Annotated in this window: 16 protein-coding genes; 5 read left to right on the top strand and 11 right to left on the bottom strand. The window is 70.7% G+C overall.

Going from position 1 to position 14,100, the window contains the following annotated elements:
* Entirely contained in the window at positions 1-1,215 is a 1,215-nt protein-coding gene (locus AB0I43_RS32395; RefSeq protein ID WP_356976467.1) for a lipase family protein, read from the top strand.
* Here the strand turns inward: AB0I43_RS32395 and AB0I43_RS32390 are convergent.
* From AB0I43_RS32390 to AB0I43_RS32375, 4 genes are all read right to left on the bottom strand, one after another.
* Positions 1,212-2,183 (bottom strand): pyridoxal-phosphate dependent enzyme, encoded by a 972-nt coding sequence (locus AB0I43_RS32390; protein ID WP_356976465.1) that lies wholly within the window; start codon positions 2,181-2,183, stop codon positions 1,212-1,214. The genes AB0I43_RS32395 and AB0I43_RS32390 overlap by 4 nt on opposite strands.
* A gap of 80 nt (positions 2,184-2,263) precedes the next feature.
* Positions 2,264-3,577 carry an FAD-binding protein gene (locus tag AB0I43_RS32385; RefSeq protein WP_356976463.1) on the bottom strand — a complete coding sequence of 438 codons (1,314 nt, stop codon included), beginning with the start codon at positions 3,575-3,577 and terminating at the stop codon, positions 2,264-2,266.
* Positions 3,578-3,603: 26 nt separating this feature from the next.
* Entirely contained in the window at positions 3,604-4,092 is a 489-nt protein-coding gene (locus tag AB0I43_RS32380; RefSeq protein WP_356976461.1) for a DoxX family protein, read from the bottom strand.
* 47 nt (positions 4,093-4,139) lie between these two features.
* Positions 4,140-4,691 (bottom strand): carboxymuconolactone decarboxylase family protein, encoded by a 552-nt coding sequence (locus AB0I43_RS32375; RefSeq protein WP_356976459.1) that lies wholly within the window; start codon positions 4,689-4,691, stop codon positions 4,140-4,142.
* Between the two features lie 71 nt (positions 4,692-4,762).
* On the opposite strand from AB0I43_RS32375, the gene AB0I43_RS32370 reads away from it, so the two are divergent.
* Positions 4,763-7,708: a BTAD domain-containing putative transcriptional regulator gene (locus AB0I43_RS32370; RefSeq protein ID WP_356976457.1), complete on the top strand. Its 2,946-nt coding sequence runs from the start codon at positions 4,763-4,765 to the stop codon at positions 7,706-7,708.
* A 7-nt stretch (positions 7,709-7,715) separates the two neighbouring features.
* Here the strand turns inward: AB0I43_RS32370 and AB0I43_RS32365 are convergent, their stop codons facing one another.
* Both AB0I43_RS32365 and AB0I43_RS32360 read right to left on the bottom strand, forming a co-directional pair.
* Entirely contained in the window at positions 7,716-8,255 is a 540-nt protein-coding gene (locus AB0I43_RS32365; protein WP_356976455.1) for an ABATE domain-containing protein, read from the bottom strand.
* Entirely contained in the window at positions 8,252-9,148 is an 897-nt protein-coding gene (locus tag AB0I43_RS32360; RefSeq protein WP_356976454.1) for an alpha/beta hydrolase, read from the bottom strand. The genes AB0I43_RS32365 and AB0I43_RS32360 overlap by 4 nt, the downstream gene beginning before the upstream one ends.
* A 213-nt stretch (positions 9,149-9,361) precedes the next feature.
* On the opposite strand from AB0I43_RS32360, the gene AB0I43_RS32355 reads away from it, so the two are divergent.
* Positions 9,362-9,586: a hypothetical protein gene (locus AB0I43_RS32355; protein WP_356976452.1), complete on the top strand. Its 225-nt coding sequence runs from the start codon at positions 9,362-9,364 to the stop codon at positions 9,584-9,586.
* On the opposite strand, the gene AB0I43_RS32350 is transcribed toward AB0I43_RS32355, so the two are convergent.
* The 3 genes from AB0I43_RS32350 to AB0I43_RS32340 form a co-directional block, all read right to left on the bottom strand.
* Positions 9,573-9,836, bottom strand: a complete 264-nt coding sequence (locus AB0I43_RS32350; RefSeq protein WP_356976450.1) for an acyl-CoA-binding protein — start codon at positions 9,834-9,836, stop codon at positions 9,573-9,575. The two genes, AB0I43_RS32355 and AB0I43_RS32350, sit on opposite strands and share 14 nt — an antisense overlap.
* Positions 9,837-10,042: 206 nt before the next feature.
* A complete protein-coding gene (locus tag AB0I43_RS32345) occupies positions 10,043-10,267 on the bottom strand; it encodes a hypothetical protein (protein WP_356976448.1) in 225 nt (74 codons plus the stop codon).
* 167 nt (positions 10,268-10,434) lie between these two features.
* Complete coding sequence (locus AB0I43_RS32340; protein ID WP_356976446.1) at positions 10,435-10,947, bottom strand: nuclear transport factor 2 family protein; 513 nt, start codon at positions 10,945-10,947, stop codon at positions 10,435-10,437.
* Between the two features lie 193 nt (positions 10,948-11,140).
* On the opposite strand from AB0I43_RS32340, the gene AB0I43_RS32335 reads away from it, so the two are divergent.
* On the top strand, positions 11,141-11,473 hold the full coding sequence (locus tag AB0I43_RS32335) for a hypothetical protein (protein ID WP_356976444.1): 333 nt from the start codon (positions 11,141-11,143) through the stop codon (positions 11,471-11,473).
* Between the two features lie 21 nt (positions 11,474-11,494).
* Positions 11,495-11,902 (top strand): hypothetical protein, encoded by a 408-nt coding sequence (locus tag AB0I43_RS32330; protein WP_356976442.1) that lies wholly within the window; start codon positions 11,495-11,497, stop codon positions 11,900-11,902.
* Positions 11,903-11,907: 5 nt separating this feature from the next.
* Here the strand turns inward: AB0I43_RS32330 and AB0I43_RS32325 are convergent, their stop codons facing one another.
* Together AB0I43_RS32325 and AB0I43_RS32320 are read right to left on the bottom strand one after the other, a co-directional pair.
* A complete protein-coding gene (locus AB0I43_RS32325) occupies positions 11,908-12,828 on the bottom strand; it encodes a helix-turn-helix transcriptional regulator (RefSeq protein WP_356976440.1) in 921 nt (306 codons plus the stop codon).
* Positions 12,829-12,907: 79 nt separating this feature from the next.
* Entirely contained in the window at positions 12,908-13,933 is a 1,026-nt protein-coding gene (locus AB0I43_RS32320) for an acyl-CoA dehydrogenase family protein (RefSeq protein WP_356976438.1), read from the bottom strand.
* Positions 13,934-14,100 lie beyond the last annotated feature (167 nt).

The following is a 14,100-nucleotide window of genomic DNA, read 5'->3' as shown; positions in this document are numbered from 1 at the left end:
GTGTCGGTACTCGTTCGTCGCTCGGCCCGATTCCTCGGTGCGCTCGGGGCGGCCCTTGCGCTCACGCTCGGCGCCGCGCCCGCCACGGCGGAGCCGCTCTATCCGACACCGGACCCGGACCCGTTCTATCTCGCCCCACCGAATCTCGAAGCCGCGGCCCCCGGCGACGTGCTGGCGACTCGCGAAATGCCGCCGCTGCTGTTCTTCCCCGGAGCCCGGGTCACGATGATCAAGTTCCGGTCCACCAATTCGACCGGCCAGCCGATCGCCGCCACCACCACGGTGCTCACCCCGGCCAATCATCAGCCCGGCGCGCCCCTGCTGTCCTACCAGCACATCATCAACGGCCTCGGCGCCAAATGCGCTGTCTCGCGGATTCTTTACACCCACGACCCGAACCTGTTCGTGAAAGAGGCGCTCGCGCTCAACGCGATCCTGCTGCGCGGCTGGTCCATCGCGCTGCCCGATCACCTCGGCCCCAACGCCGCCTACGGCGCGGCCCGGCTCGGCGGCCTGATCACCCTCGACGGCATCCGCGCCGCGCAGCGCGTCGGCGAACTCGGGCTCGGCGCCAGCCCCGTCGCCATGCTCGGCTACTCCGGCGGCGGCATGGCCACCGCGTGGGCGGCCGCCCTGCACCGCGAATACGCCCCGGAACTGCGACTGGTCGGGGCCGCCGAGGGCGGCGTGCCGATGAACCTGGTCAAGATGATCGAAGTGCTCGGCTACCAACGGCATCCGGTGTTCGGCTTGGCCCTGGCCGCCGCGATCGGGCTCGAACGCGAATACCCCCGGCTCCTGCCGATCAGCGAACACATGAACCCCGCCGGGCTCGCGCTGCGCGCCCGTATCGCCAACAGCTGCACCAACGAGATCCTCGCGGCCGGGGCAGGCCGCGGCGTCATGGACGTCGCGACCTCGACCTCGCTGATCGCCGACCCGGGCGCCCGCCAGGTCGTGGAGGCCAACAGCCTCGAACTCTACGACGGCACCCCGCTCGCCCCCGTCTACGAATGGCATTCCCCCCAGGACGCCCTGATCCCGGTCGATTCCATCGACAGCACCATGGATCGCTACTGCGCCGCGGGCACGCGCGTGCTCTCGGAGCTCTACCCCAGCCCCGACCACCTCAGCACCGCCGTACTCGGCGCGCCCGCGGCCCTGGCCTGGCTGGACGCCCGATTCCGCGGCGAACCCGCGCCCAGCAACTGCTAGCCGCACGCCCTGCTCGTAGCACCGCCCGTCAGATCACCTGGATCGGAGTTGGCTCCGCACAACACGATCCCGAGGCGCTCACCAGGGCGTGCCCGGTAGGCCCCCGCCCGCAGGGCCGCCAGACCCGTCGCCGCCCCGTGCTCGACGACGACCCGATAGTCCTGCCAGAGCAGCCGCCGGGTGTCCACGATGGAGGCATCGTCGACCACGACCGAGACCACGTCGGCGGCGCGGGCCCACGCCAGTGCCGCCGGACAGATCCGCACCGCGCCCAGGGAATCAGCTGCCACGGAGTCGATTGCGACGTTCTGCACGCTGTCGGCCCGGACCGCCGCGTGCAATGCCTGGCTGCCCACCGGCTCCGCACCGACGACCCGGATGCCGAGATGGTCCGCGGCGGCCGCGATTCCCGAGAACATGCCGCCGGCGCCCACCGCGACGACGACGGTATCCAGATCGGGCACCGCGGCCGCGAAATCCAGCAGGATGGTGCCCGCACCGGCCGCGCTCAGCACCGCGTCGCAGGTGTAGGCGTCGAGCGCGCCGGTGCGTGCGGCGAATTCGCGTGCGAAACCGGCCGCCTCGGCCTGGGTAGCGCCACCGAGCCGGACCTCGGCGCCGTAGCCGTGCAGCCGAGCCACGGTGTCGGCTCGCGCCGTATCGGCCAGGAACACGGTGACCGGTATTTCGAACCACGCTGCTGCCCAAGCGAATCCGAGATCGGCGTTGCGCCCGGTCGAGGCGACGATCCCGGCCGGCGGCACTCGTCGTGCCTCCCGCAGCGCGCCGAGCAGATTCACCGCACCGCGTGCCTTGAACGACCCGGTGTGCTGCATGAATTCCAGCCCGAGCGAGACCACGGCGCCGGGCACCAGATCGTGATCGCCGGTGATCACGCCGAGGGGCCGGGTGATTCCGGTGAGGCGTGCGGCGGCGGCTTGCACGTCGGCGTAATCCGGAGCGAGCATCGGCGGACTGTACGGCCGCGCACCCGTACGCGACAGTCCGCGGACCCCTGCGGATCCGCGGCCGGTCGATCGCCCCATTCCTACCCGAGCACCGGGAAGTTGGCGCGCAGCACCGACTTCGGGTCCCGCTCCCGCTTGATCTCGCGGAGCCGGGCCAGCGTGCCGGCGTCGAAGGCCGCCGTCGCCGTGTCCGCACCACTGAGGAAGGTGTACGGCTTGCGGCCGCTGAGCTGTGCACCGAGCGCCGCCGTGAGCTCGGCGCGCCGGGCGGCGACCGGGCCGACCAGGTGCGGCAGCCCGAGCCCGAGCAAGTAGAGCAGGTACGGCTCGGCCACCGGACCGCACGCGCCGCCACCCGGCCGGGTCCGCGCCAGCGCGCCGCCCAGGTGACGGATCTGGATGGTCATCAGCGGTGCGACCGGTTCCGCCACCACGGCCCGCAGCGCCGCCGCGTCGAGTCCGGTCAGCAGTTCGCCGTGGGTGACCGCCGGGCTCGGCTCGGTCGGTTCGGCCGCGATAGCGCCCAGATCCGCGACCGCGATCACCCCACGAGTGTCGGTGAGCGCACCGCCGATCTCGCCCAGGACCGCCAGCAGCTCCCGGCCGGTCTCGGGATCGCCGAGATAGACGCTGTCCAGACCGACCATCGCGCCGGGCGCGCCGGGCGGCAGTACGCGGTGGAACCACACCGAGAGCTCCTCGGGCGCGTTCGCGGTGATCCGCTGGAACAACGCGAAGACCTCGGGCGTCCTCTGGCCCGGCCACATCACGCGGCCGCCGTAGACCGCGGGAGCGGGGAACAGGTCGAATTCCAGCCCGGTCACGATCCCGAAATCGCCACCACCCCCGCGCAGTGCCCAGAACAACTCCGGGTCCGAGTCGGCGGTGATCCGGGCCGGGGTCCCGGCCGCGTCGACGATCTCGAAGGCGCGCACCGCGTCCGCGGCCCAGCCGTACTTGCGCCCGAACCAGCTCAGCCCGCCACCGAGGGTGTATCCGGTGACCCCGGCCACCGGGCTGCTGCCCGCGAGCCCGGTCAGCCCGTGTGCACCCGCCGCGGCCTGCACAGCTCCCCACTGGACGCCCGCACCGACCGAGGCGATCCGTCGCCGCGGATCGATCTCGATCCGATCCAACCGGCCGGTCCGCAACAGGATGGCCGCCTCGAGCGCACCGGCCGCGCCGTGCCCGGTGGGCTGGGCGGCCACCGGAACGCCCATGGCCCCGGCACGTTCGACGACCGTGGCCACGTCGGCGGCGTCGGCCACCTCGACCACGGCGGCTACCCGCTGCGGAACCGCGAGATTCCAGGGGCGCGCGGCGGCCTCGAAGCCGTCTTCGCCCGGCAGCAGTACCCGGCCGGACAGGGCGGCGCGGAGATCTTCGTAAGACATGATTTCCCAGCTTTCGGAATAGTCGGTCAGCGGCCGAATCGGAACGCCACCGGCAGCGGCTTCGGATCGCGCTGTGCGGGCTTGCGCAGAGCCCACGACATCAGTGTGAGACCGGTGAACACCAGCGGGCCGATCCACTTGGGCGCGGGATCGCCGATCGCGATGTGGGAGAAGGCGGCGCCGCCGTAGACGAAAACCAGTCCGGCATAAGCCCATTCCTTGAGCCGCGCGAAGCCGGGGACCACGAGCGCGCCGACCGCCGCGACCTTCGCGATGCCGAGCAGCGTCGCGAAGTACATCGGGTAGCGCAGGCCCTCGAAGGTCTCCACCACGTAGGGCACGCGGGCCAGATCCCAGTAGGCGCCCACCACCGATTCGGTGAGCACGATGCCCGAGGCGACGACGAAAGCGGCGAAGCGCGTGCGCTCGCCCGCGGTGCCGCCGACCAGGGCGCTGATTCGATCCAGCGATCCGTGCTCGGTCGCTGGAGTCTGCGTTGCGTTGTGTGCGTTCATAATTCTTTCTCCCAGGGGGTATTTCGATACTCGGAACAGGTCGCGGGTCAGACCAGGGCGTCGGCGTCGTGCCGGACCAGCGGCCAGTCGTTGTCGAGCCGGACGGCCACCGCCAGATAGTTGCCGAACAGGTTCTGCGTCACCTGTGCGATGGCGGCGACGATCTCGGCGGGGGTCAGAGCCGAGCGCGCCGCAGCCCACTCGGTGTCGGTCACCGCGCCGCGGCGGCGCACCACCGCGGCCGTGAAGGCGAGCAGCGCCGCGGAGGTGGGATCCGCCGCCGTCGCGGCGCGCGCGGCGGCCGCCTGCTCGGCGGTGAGGCCACTCACCTTCGCCGCGAGGAAGCTATGGGCGGAAAGGCCGTAGTCGCACCGGTTCTCCTGTGCGACCAGCAGCGCGATCCGGGCCCGGTCGGCCTCGGACAGTTCGCTCGTGTGGGTGGCTTCGGCCAGGTCGACGAAGCCGCGCAGGGCGGCGGGACTGTTGGCCAGCGCCTTGATCAGGTTCGGGGTGACGCCGCACAGTTGCTGTGCGAGCGCCAGCAGCGCGGCGGTGGCGCCGGCCGCGTTCTCGGGCTCGACGAGTGGAAGTGCTTGCATGCGGAGAACTCTGCGGTCCCGGGTTGATACATTTTCGATGCCCGCGCGATAGGGGCACGATGGAGATGGGTATGCGTTTCGGAATTCTCGGCGCGGTGGAACTCACCGCGAGCGGCGTTCCGGTGCCCGGAACCGCGCCGCGCCATCGCGCGGTGCTGGCCTACCTGCTCCTGAACGCGGGCCAGGTGATCAGCGCGGAGCGCCTCATCGACGCCATGTGGGGCCCGCGGCCGCCCGAGACAGCGCGCTCGCAGATCCACGCCGCGGTGACCGCGCTGCGCCGGGTGCTGCGCACCGCCGACGCCGCCGATCTGCTCGAAACCCGTTCCGGCGGCTACCTGATGCGCCCCGGTGCGGGCCACCTCGATCTCGCCGAATTCGACGCGCTGGTCGCGACCGGGCAGGCGAGCTCGGCCGGCGATCCCGTGGCCGCCGTGGCTGCCTTGCGCTCCGCGCTGGCGCTGTGGCGCGGTACCGCCCTGGCCGATGTCAGCGCCGACTATGTCGCACGCACCCGCGCCCGGCTCGACGAAAAGCGGCTGAGCACCGTCGAACGCCTGATGGATTTGGAACTCGCGCTGGGCCGGCACGACGAAATTCGCGACGAGCTCGGCACTTACGCCGCGGCGCACCCGCTGCGCGAGCGCCTGCACGCCCACCTGATGCTGGCGCTCTACCGCGGCGGCCGCCTACCCGACGCGCTCGCCGCCGCCCGCGCCTTCCGCGCCGCCCTCGCCGAACAGCAGGGCCTGGACCCGAGCCAGGAGTTCCTGGCGCTGGAACAGGCTGTGCTGCGGGAGGACCCGAAGCTGGCCGGGCCGCCCGCGACACCGGCGGTCCGTGCGACACCCGATTTCCTGCCCTACGACATCCCCGATTTCGCCGGACGTGGAACAGAATTCGATGCCCTGGCCGAGCTCACCACCGCGGCCGACCCGGCCACCCGGCTGGTGGCGATCGACGGCATGCCCGGCATCGGCAAGTCCACCTTCGCGATCCACGCCGCGCACCGCCTGGCCGGCCGATATCCCGACGGCAAACTGTTCGTCGACCTGTGCGGCCACGCTCCCGCCGGCACGCCGGTGCGTCCCGGGCACGCCCTGGAGATCCTGTTGCGGCAGTTGGGGCTACCGGCCGAGCGGATCCCGCCGAGCACCGCCGACCGGGCCGCGCTGTGGCGCGGCGAGCTGGCCGAGCGGGCGGTGATCGTCGTCCTGGACAACGCGGCCGACACCGACCAGATCCGGCCGCTGCTGCCGGGTCCGGTGGCGGCCGCGCTGCTGGTCGTCACCGGTCGCCGCCGGCTGGTCGATCTCGATGGGGCACACGCTGTTTCACTGGATCTGCTGCCGGTGCAGGACGCGGTGGACCTGTTCGGTCGGATCGTGGGCGCGCGCGCCGACGCCGAACCGCTCGCCGTGCTGGACGTGCTGCAACTGTGCGGTTTCCTCCCGCTGGCGGTCCGGATCGCGGCGGCGCGGTTGCAGCATCGGCCCCGCTGGAGCGTCGAGTATCTGGCCGGCCGGCTCCGCGACGAACGCCGCAGGCTGGCCGAACTGGCCACCGCCGAGCGCGGCGTAGCCGCCGCGTTCACCCTGTCCTACCGGCAGCTGGACGCCCAGCAGCAGCGCATGTTCCGGCTGCTGGGCCTGCACCCCGGCCGCGACATCGATCCGCGCACGGCCGCCGCACTCGCCGGCATCGCCGACCCGGCCGCCGCGGACCTGCTGGAAGACCTGCTCGACGCGCACATGGTGGCCCAGCACGAACCGGACCGCTACACCTTCCACGATCTCCTGCGCGAGTTCGCCCGCGGCACCGCGGCCGCCGACGAACCCGCCGACGAGCGTCGCGCTGCGGAGCACCGGCTGTTCGAGCACTATCTACAGCACGCCCGCGCGGCCGTCGACGTGCTGTTCCGGTACGGCGCGGACCAGCGGTCGGCACCGCCGATCACCGGTTTCGCCGACGCCGACGCCGCGTCGGCGTGGCTGGACACCGAGCGCGACAACCTCGTCGCCGTCACCGGAGCCGCCGCGCACAGCGCGTGGCCGCTGCGCGGCGGCGAACTGGCGGCCACCCTGCGCCCCTATCTGGACGCCACATCCCGGCACACCGAATCCACGATCGTGCACGAGGCCGCGCTGCGGGCCGCGCACAGTACCGGTGACCGCGGCGCGCAGGCCCGCGCCCGCATCGACCTCGGCTGGACCGCCTGGCGGCGCGGCGATTACGACCAGGCCGTGCTGCAGTCCCGGCAGGCCGCCGACCTGAGCCTGGAACTGGGTGCGGATTACGAGGCGGGACGCGCCCTCAATACCCTCGGACTGGTCGCCACCCGCCGCCGCGACCATCCGGCGGCCCGGCAATTCTTCGCGCGGGCGCTGCTGCTGGCGCAGCGCGCGGGCAACCGGGTCGGCGAGGCGCACGTGCTGGGCAACCTGGGTGTCGTGCTGGACCGCAGCGGGCTGCGACCGGCCGCGCAGGAGCACCTGCACCGCGCCCTGGCACTGCACCGGGAGCTCGGCAATCAGCGCGGTGCGGCGCTGGTGCTCACCGCCATCGGCACAGCGCACCGGCACGCCGGCGCCCTCGACGCGGCCGCGGCGCACCATCGGCAGGCCGCGGATCTGTATGCCGCCCTGGGCAATCGGTTCGATCAGGCAGCGGCCGTCAACGGCCTCGGCGAAACCGCCCGCGTCGCGGGCGATCCCGCGCGGGCGTTGCTCGCCCACGCCGCCGCGTTGCGGCTGGCCGAGGAGACCGGCAATCGCCCGGAGTCCGCGCGGGCGCACGAGGGACTGGCCCGTGCGCATCGTGTGCTGGGGCAACTCGCCGCCGCGCGGCGGCACGCCGAGTCGGCGCTCGCCGGCTACCGCGCGCTGGACGTGCCCGAGGCCGCCGACGTCCAAGAGTTGCTCGACGCCGTGGTCACGACCGTTCGTTCGCGGGCCGGGCTCCGGCTCGCCGAATTCGGCCCGCGCGGCTGGTATCCGGCCCAGTACGCTCCGCGCTGAGGCGCGGTCACCGCCCGGCGGCGCGGTGGCGCTCGGCTTTGGCCTGATTGCCGCAGGTCTGCATACTGCACCAGCGGCGGCGCCGGCCGCGGGAGGAGTCGAGGAAGAACCAGCCGCAGCGGTCGCAGGCGCGCACACCGGGCGACGGCGGGTCGAGCAGCAGCATGACGGCGCGCAGCGCCAGGATCGCGAGGGCGCCCGCGGTGTCGGTCGCGGTCATCGATCCGTCGGCGCGCACCACGAGACCGGTACTGCCGCGGCCGGTTTCGAGTAGCCGCGCGAACGGCTCCGCGGGGATGGTCCGGCCACCGGTCTGCGCGTCGAAGACCGTCCAGAGCGTCGCGCGCAACGCCCGCGCCTGCTCGACGGCGGCCTCGGAGACACGGCCGTCGAAGGGCAGGTCCGCGTGGACGAGCCAGGCGCCGAACGCCTCGGCGTCGGTCAGCAGGTCCGCACCGAGTTCGGGCCGGCGCCGGAAGACGGTGTTGGCGAAATCGAGCGCGAGATCACCGGCGATGAAATGGCCCGCGCTCCACTCGACGCTCACACTTCGGCCGCGGGGCGGTCGAACGCGTCGGCCACGAAAGTGACCAGCAATTCGCCGACTTCGGCGGCGTGCGTCTCCAGCAGGAAATGCCCGGCGTCGAACAGATGCGCCTCGAGGTGGGCCATTTCCCGGTGGAAGGCGAGCACCTCGCCGATATCGAAGAAGGGATCGTGCCGGCCCCACAGCACCAGACAGGGCGGCTGATAGCGGGCATGATAGGCCGCGATCTCCGCGAAACGCGCCACATGCCTGCGGTAGTCGTAGAACAGCTCGAAATGCACCTCGACGTTGCCCGGCCGCGACATGCGTTCCCAGTCCAGATGCCACGACTCCACCGGATGCAACTCCCGCAGTTCCTCGGGCAGCCCGGAGAGGTAGGTGTCGCGCGTGCCCTCGAAGTTCAGCCACACCGGCAGCGCCGCCGTGGTCTCCTCGGTCCGCGCCGCCCAGAACCGGCGCGGCGCGTCCCACGCCTCGGTCATTCCGGCCTCGTGCACGCTGCCGTTCTGCACGACCAGCCCCAGCACCCGCTCGGGGCGCCGAGTCGCCAGGTAGTAGCCCACCGGCGTGCTGAAATCGGTCACGAACAGCACGTACCGTTCGATCCCGAGATCATCGAGCAGCGCTTCGATCACCTGGGACAGCCGCTCGAAGGTGTACTCGAACTCGCCCAGCGGCGGTGCGTCCGAGAACCCGAAACCCGGGAGATCCGGCGCGACGACATAGGTGGTGTCGCCCAGCATCGGCAGGATCTCGCGGAACGAATACGACGAGCTCGGTGACCCGTGCAGCAGGACGACCGCGGTCGGCGACGGTGTTCCCGATTCCCGGTAGTGCACCCGTAAGCCCGCCGGCTCGCGGTAGCGGTGTCTGGTCTTGGTCGCGTGCCTCATGACGTACTCCTTTCGTTCGACGTCTACAACGAAAGGAGTAACCCAAATAGGCGCTTTAAACGGTTACTCGCCGATTCGGTCGAATCGACTGCCAACTATTTCGCCGACGAAGGTTCAACTGCCCCGGTGGTGGGTACTATCGACTCGTAGCAGCGTCAGGACAGAGCTCTTCCGGACCGGGCCGCAGCGGCCCCCGCACAGGAAACTCGGACGATGACATTTTCTGCGAAGCTGGATTTCGAGAGTCTGTTCGGTTTGCCGTCCGCCTGCCCGAACTGTGGCGGCGTCACCGTGCACGCGGACAGCGCCCCCCGGTTCCAGTGCCGAGATTGCGGCACCCGGTGGCAATGGCTCAGCCCGGGGCGGTGGGCCTACACCGAAGCCGCCCCGGAACCGGCCATCGCGCGCCTCGAGGATCGCGCGATCATTCCCCTGTGAGCCGTTTCAGGTTCTCCACCAGGGCAATGTATTCCGACTGAGCTTCGCGCGCGCTCATGCCCTTCATCCCGGCCCAGAGGTTCCATTTCGCGCGCGCGTCGGTGCCGTCTGCCTCGGGTGCCGCGGTGGTGTTGTCGCCGACCACAGCCTGCTGGTAATAGGCGTATAGCTGCACGCGCTCGGACAGCGCCGGGTTCAGTCGCTGCGCCTCGGCATGGGCGGTCTCGAAGGCGGCGAGGGGTTCACTCATTTCGCATACCGATCACTCGTCGATCCCGGGTTCCGGCGTACGGGTCTCCTTCGCGATCGACCCGCCCGCGATATCGGCCTCGATACCGAGCGTCTGCGTGTAGGTGCGGCGCGTCGGATCGGCGGCAGGGCGTCGGTCATCGGTGTCTCCTTTCGCAACGGACGGCAATCGAGCTACCCGGCACACCGAGACCGAAACCCGGACTGTCAGCGCGCGCGTTCGGAGTGCTGCGCCCGGCAGCCCGCACGTACCGCCGCGACGAAGTCCGAGACCGTCTCGTGCAGCGCCCGCCCGCAGGCCGCCACCCACCCGGACCCGACCTCCGGCCGCGGCCGGCTGTTCCGCAACTCCCACCAAAACGTCAGCAGCACAGTGCTATACGCGGCACCGACCGCGATGATCGGCAGACCCAGCACGAACAACAACGGCATCCACCACATCTGCCCTCCCCTTTACTCTCGGAGCCCTGAGCGACGCGGCCAAGACGCGGCAACGTCGACGCATCTCGGCCGGGGGCACTCCGATGTATCCCGCAGCCCGCTATACCCACGAACACCACAACTACGAGAGATCGTCTCGGGCAATCCTGTGACCTCGGTCACCGCCGCTTCGGCAGCAACCGGGTGCGCACGGCACCGGCGACCAATCCGACGATCGTGCGGCCACCGCGGCGAACCGGCGCGTCCTTCCCGGAAGCGAACCAGACCTGGAAGTTCGCCGGATTGATCGGAATCGAGATGTGTTCGTGCGTGATGCTCCAGCCCGCCGCCGAGCGTCGCAAGCAGACCGTCTCGCGGACCCAGATCGGCAACTCGATGCCGCCGCGGCGCTTACCCGAGTCCAGATGCAGCATGCTGGCGAAGGCTACGTCTCCGGCCACGTCGATGGTCAGATCGTGGGTCTCCAACCCGATCGGGCCGACATACCCGTCGAACCACCGCACGAAGTTGGCTCGCAGTTCCTCGGTCCCCGTGAAGCGCAGCGGGGCGACAGCGTCGAAATAGACGACCGCGGGCGAGTAGAAGGACATCAGCCGATCGATGTCCTTGGACCGCTGCGCCTCGGTGCGGCGCTCCAGCAACATCCTGATCTGCGATTCGTTCGAGGTCATCCCTGCTCCGTTTCGATATCCCCGGCCGCGCCTCGCGACCGCTTCCGGGAATCCGACGACGCAGCCGAGCCGAATGTGAGGACCCGGGGTTCCGGGCCGCCCGCGGGCATCGATGCTCGATGTTTACTGGCCCGGCCTCCGGGTAGGCCGTGGGCATCGCGTCCACGGAACGCGAGGAGAGAGAGGTAGCCCCATGACCGTCTCGAACCAGTACCTGGGCCACGCACCCCATCGGCGCCCACGGGCCAGCGGGGAGTTTCCCGACCAGAGCCGCACGACCAGGAACCACGCGGGTGAGGGCATCGAGGACGGCTACAACATCCCCGGCATCATCCTGTGCGCGATCGGCATCGCCGCCCTGGCGTTGACACTGACCGCCGCCGGCTACGGATTCGCCGGATGGGCCGTGGTGGGAGCCATCGCCACCGGGGCCCTGATCGTCTCGGGCGTCGGCTGGATCCTGCTCGAACACCGCCGCGTCAAAGCGCGCGAAGGTCTGGCACTCACCGATCAGCAAGGCCACTGACCCCCGTCCTCGGGAGAAGCGATGAGTCCGAAAGACGACAGCAAGCCGGTGCCGCCCGCGTCGGACAACGCCGCCGACGTCGACCTGCCGTGGGCGGCGCGAGACCACGATTGGTCCGGGCAGAAAGCGGAGTCACGCGCACGCCGCTGGGCCGACGGCGACCCGCTGAAACTGGCCAGCGTCTACCTGTACCGGGATCCGAAAGGTGATCCGGCGACCGAGGCCGCCTACAAATTCCCGGTCGCCGACATCATCGGCGGCACCCCCAAACGCGTCTTCAGCGCGGTCACCCACGCCGCCGGACGGCTCGACCAGGCCGATATCTCCGACGCGGAACGCAAGCGGGTGCGAGACCGGATCACCGACCTCTATCACGACGCCGCCACGGCCTTCGACGATCCCTCGATCGAAGCGCCCTGGGAGTCCTGAACGCCTTACCCGGCCAGCAATTCCGGGTGATAGGTCCGGCGATGATCTAGCCAGGGTTCGCCGCGCTCCTGCTGCGACATCGCCAGCAGGGCCCGCAGTTTCGTCCACGCGTCCTCGTCGACCGGCGTATAGATCTGCACCCACGAGCCGGGCACCGAGGGCAGCGACATCGAGGTGACGAACATGTCCAGGTCACCCACGGCCAGATTGCGGACGCTCTTCACCCGGCTGATCGGCACCGCCACATCGTTGCGGGCCCACAGCTTGGCGAAATCCGGGCTCTTGGCGCACAGCTCCTCGATGAGCTCCTGCCAGCCCGGGTCGCCGAGGTTCTTGGCGTAGGCGCCGCGCAGGTAGGCGACCATCCGCCGCAGATCATCCCAGCTGTGGTGATAGGCGTTGCAGCACTTGGGCGTCAGGAAGACCCGCTTGGCGATGTTGACGTCGGTCACCACATCCCCGAGGGCCCGGATCGGGCACAGCGACTCGTAGGAGTCGTTGTGCGCGAGCAGGTCGTAGCGGGCACTGAGCAGCACCGCCGGCAGCGGCGCGAGGTGATCGAGAATGATCTGGAGTTCCTCGGGCAGTCCGGTTTCGGTGTGCGGGCTCGGCACGGTCGGCACCCCGGCCAGCCGGTAGACGTGCGACCGTTCGGCGGCGTCCAAGCCGAGCGTGCGCGCGACCGCGTCCAGCACCTGCACGCTGACATTGATGCTGCGGCCTTGCTCGAGCCAGGTGTACCAGGTGACGCCCACGCCGGACAGCTGGGCGACCTCCTCGCGCCGCAGGCCGGGGGTCCGCCGCCGGGGGCCCGGCGGCAGACCGACATCCTCCGGCGTGATCCGCGCGCGCCGCGATTTGAGGAAGGCGCCCAACTCGTTTCGCTGCGCCTTGCTCAGCGCTCGGGCGTCTCCCGGTGTCGTCATTCTCCGATCGTCGCCGATGCCGCCCGGCTTATCCAGGTGCTGCCAGTACTAGTTTCCGCCTGCCGCTGTACCGGTGCTGTCAGCGCGGGGCGCTGACGACGTCGACTATGGCCGCGCGCATCTCCGGGCGGCTGGCCGCGACCGAGGTGAAGGCCGCTTCCCGCAGCAGCCGCCCCGCCGGGAGTTCCGGCAGCAGCGCCGCGGCGCCGGTGGCGGCGACCAGCGCCGTCGCGGCGCGCACCGCGAGTTCCGCGGCCTGACCGCGCGCGACCTGCAGTGCCGCCGCGTCCGCCATCGCCTGATCCAGCGCGACCCGGACGCCGTCCAACTGCTCCCGCAGCGCCTTGGCCGCCGATGTCGCGGCGGCCGCGTCGAGCAGGATGATCGCCCGGTCGGCGATCCCGCAGGCCAGTGCACCGTTGAGCCGGGAGCCGAAGGTTTGCAGCCCGGCGAAATCGCCGAACCGGGCCACCCCGGTCACACGCGCGGCGGGCAGCGGATGGTCATCGAAGCGCAGCCGCACCGTCGCCGTCGCCTGGCCCGCGATCAGCGCGATCGGCTCGGCCGACATCGTGTCACTCGCGGACGCCTCGATCAGTCCGGAAACCACGGTGTCGCCGGGCTTTTCGTCCGTGGACCGGGCCGCCACCTGGAGCAGATCCACGATCCCCCAGCCGCTCACGAACGGCGCGGTGCCGTTGAGGACGTACCCGCCCTCGACCGGCCGCGCCCACAGCTTCGCCGGTTCCGTGACGGCCCCCGCGAACGCCGCACCGGCCCGCCGACGCCCACTCACCAGATCGTCGAAGTACATCTCGCGCAGTGCCGCGTTCTGCGAGCCCGCCAGGCTCAGTACCGCCCCGTTGTGCTGCAACCACACGAAAGCCGTTGCCAGGCAACCGCCCGCCAGCAGTTCGATCACGCGCACGATCTCCGGGAATTCCAGCCCGGCGACCGGCAGGCCGTAGAACCCCTCCTCCGCCAGGACTTCCCAGTGCCGGCCGGGCACCTGCCCGGAACCGTCCACCGCCGACGCCGCCGGATACAGCACTTCCTCGGCCAGCCGCTGTGCGCGCTCGACGAACGCACCCCGATTCTCCGCCATCAAAGCTCCTCGCCTACTCGAAATATGTTGCCGCACAGTTCGAAACAGAACATTCCCACGCGCACGTAAGGCTACCCTAACTTTGCCGACGCCGCAGGGGTCCGCACCTGGAATGGCAACGCGCGATCAGCGTGTCGCGATCACGGAAATCGCGCAATCGCCTGCGC

The sequence above is a fragment of the Nocardia sp. NPDC050435 genome, from assembly GCF_040655395.1.
Classification (GTDB): Bacteria; Actinomycetota; Actinomycetes; order Mycobacteriales; family Mycobacteriaceae; genus Nocardia.
Note: the sequence above shows the minus strand (reverse complement) of the source record. Positions and strands in the feature narration are given on the sequence as shown.

Excerpts from the sequence above, each read along its gene's own strand:
- AB0I43_RS32390 (WP_356976465.1), bottom strand. The coding sequence starts at position 2,183 with ATGCTCGCTCCGGATTACGCCGACGTGCAAGCCGCCGCCGCACGCCTC.
- AB0I43_RS32385 (WP_356976463.1), bottom strand. The coding sequence starts at position 3,577 with ATGTCTTACGAAGATCTCCGCGCCGCCCTGTCCGGCCGGGTACTGCTG.
- AB0I43_RS32380 (WP_356976461.1), bottom strand. The coding sequence starts at position 4,092 with ATGAACGCACACAACGCAACGCAGACTCCAGCGACCGAGCACGGATCG.
- AB0I43_RS32375 (WP_356976459.1), bottom strand. The coding sequence starts at position 4,691 with ATGCAAGCACTTCCACTCGTCGAGCCCGAGAACGCGGCCGGCGCCACC.
- AB0I43_RS32370 (WP_356976457.1), top strand. The coding sequence starts at position 4,763 with ATGCGTTTCGGAATTCTCGGCGCGGTGGAACTCACCGCGAGCGGCGTT.
- AB0I43_RS32360 (WP_356976454.1), bottom strand. The coding sequence starts at position 9,148 with ATGAGGCACGCGACCAAGACCAGACACCGCTACCGCGAGCCGGCGGGC.
- AB0I43_RS32355 (WP_356976452.1), top strand. The coding sequence starts at position 9,362 with ATGACATTTTCTGCGAAGCTGGATTTCGAGAGTCTGTTCGGTTTGCCG.
- AB0I43_RS32350 (WP_356976450.1), bottom strand. The coding sequence starts at position 9,836 with ATGAGTGAACCCCTCGCCGCCTTCGAGACCGCCCATGCCGAGGCGCAG.
- AB0I43_RS32345 (WP_356976448.1), bottom strand. The coding sequence starts at position 10,267 with ATGCCGTTGTTGTTCGTGCTGGGTCTGCCGATCATCGCGGTCGGTGCC.
- AB0I43_RS32340 (WP_356976446.1), bottom strand. The coding sequence starts at position 10,947 with ATGACCTCGAACGAATCGCAGATCAGGATGTTGCTGGAGCGCCGCACC.
- AB0I43_RS32335 (WP_356976444.1), top strand. The coding sequence starts at position 11,141 with ATGACCGTCTCGAACCAGTACCTGGGCCACGCACCCCATCGGCGCCCA.
- AB0I43_RS32330 (WP_356976442.1), top strand. The coding sequence starts at position 11,495 with ATGAGTCCGAAAGACGACAGCAAGCCGGTGCCGCCCGCGTCGGACAAC.
- AB0I43_RS32325 (WP_356976440.1), bottom strand. The coding sequence starts at position 12,828 with ATGACGACACCGGGAGACGCCCGAGCGCTGAGCAAGGCGCAGCGAAAC.
- AB0I43_RS32320 (WP_356976438.1), bottom strand. The coding sequence starts at position 13,933 with ATGGCGGAGAATCGGGGTGCGTTCGTCGAGCGCGCACAGCGGCTGGCC.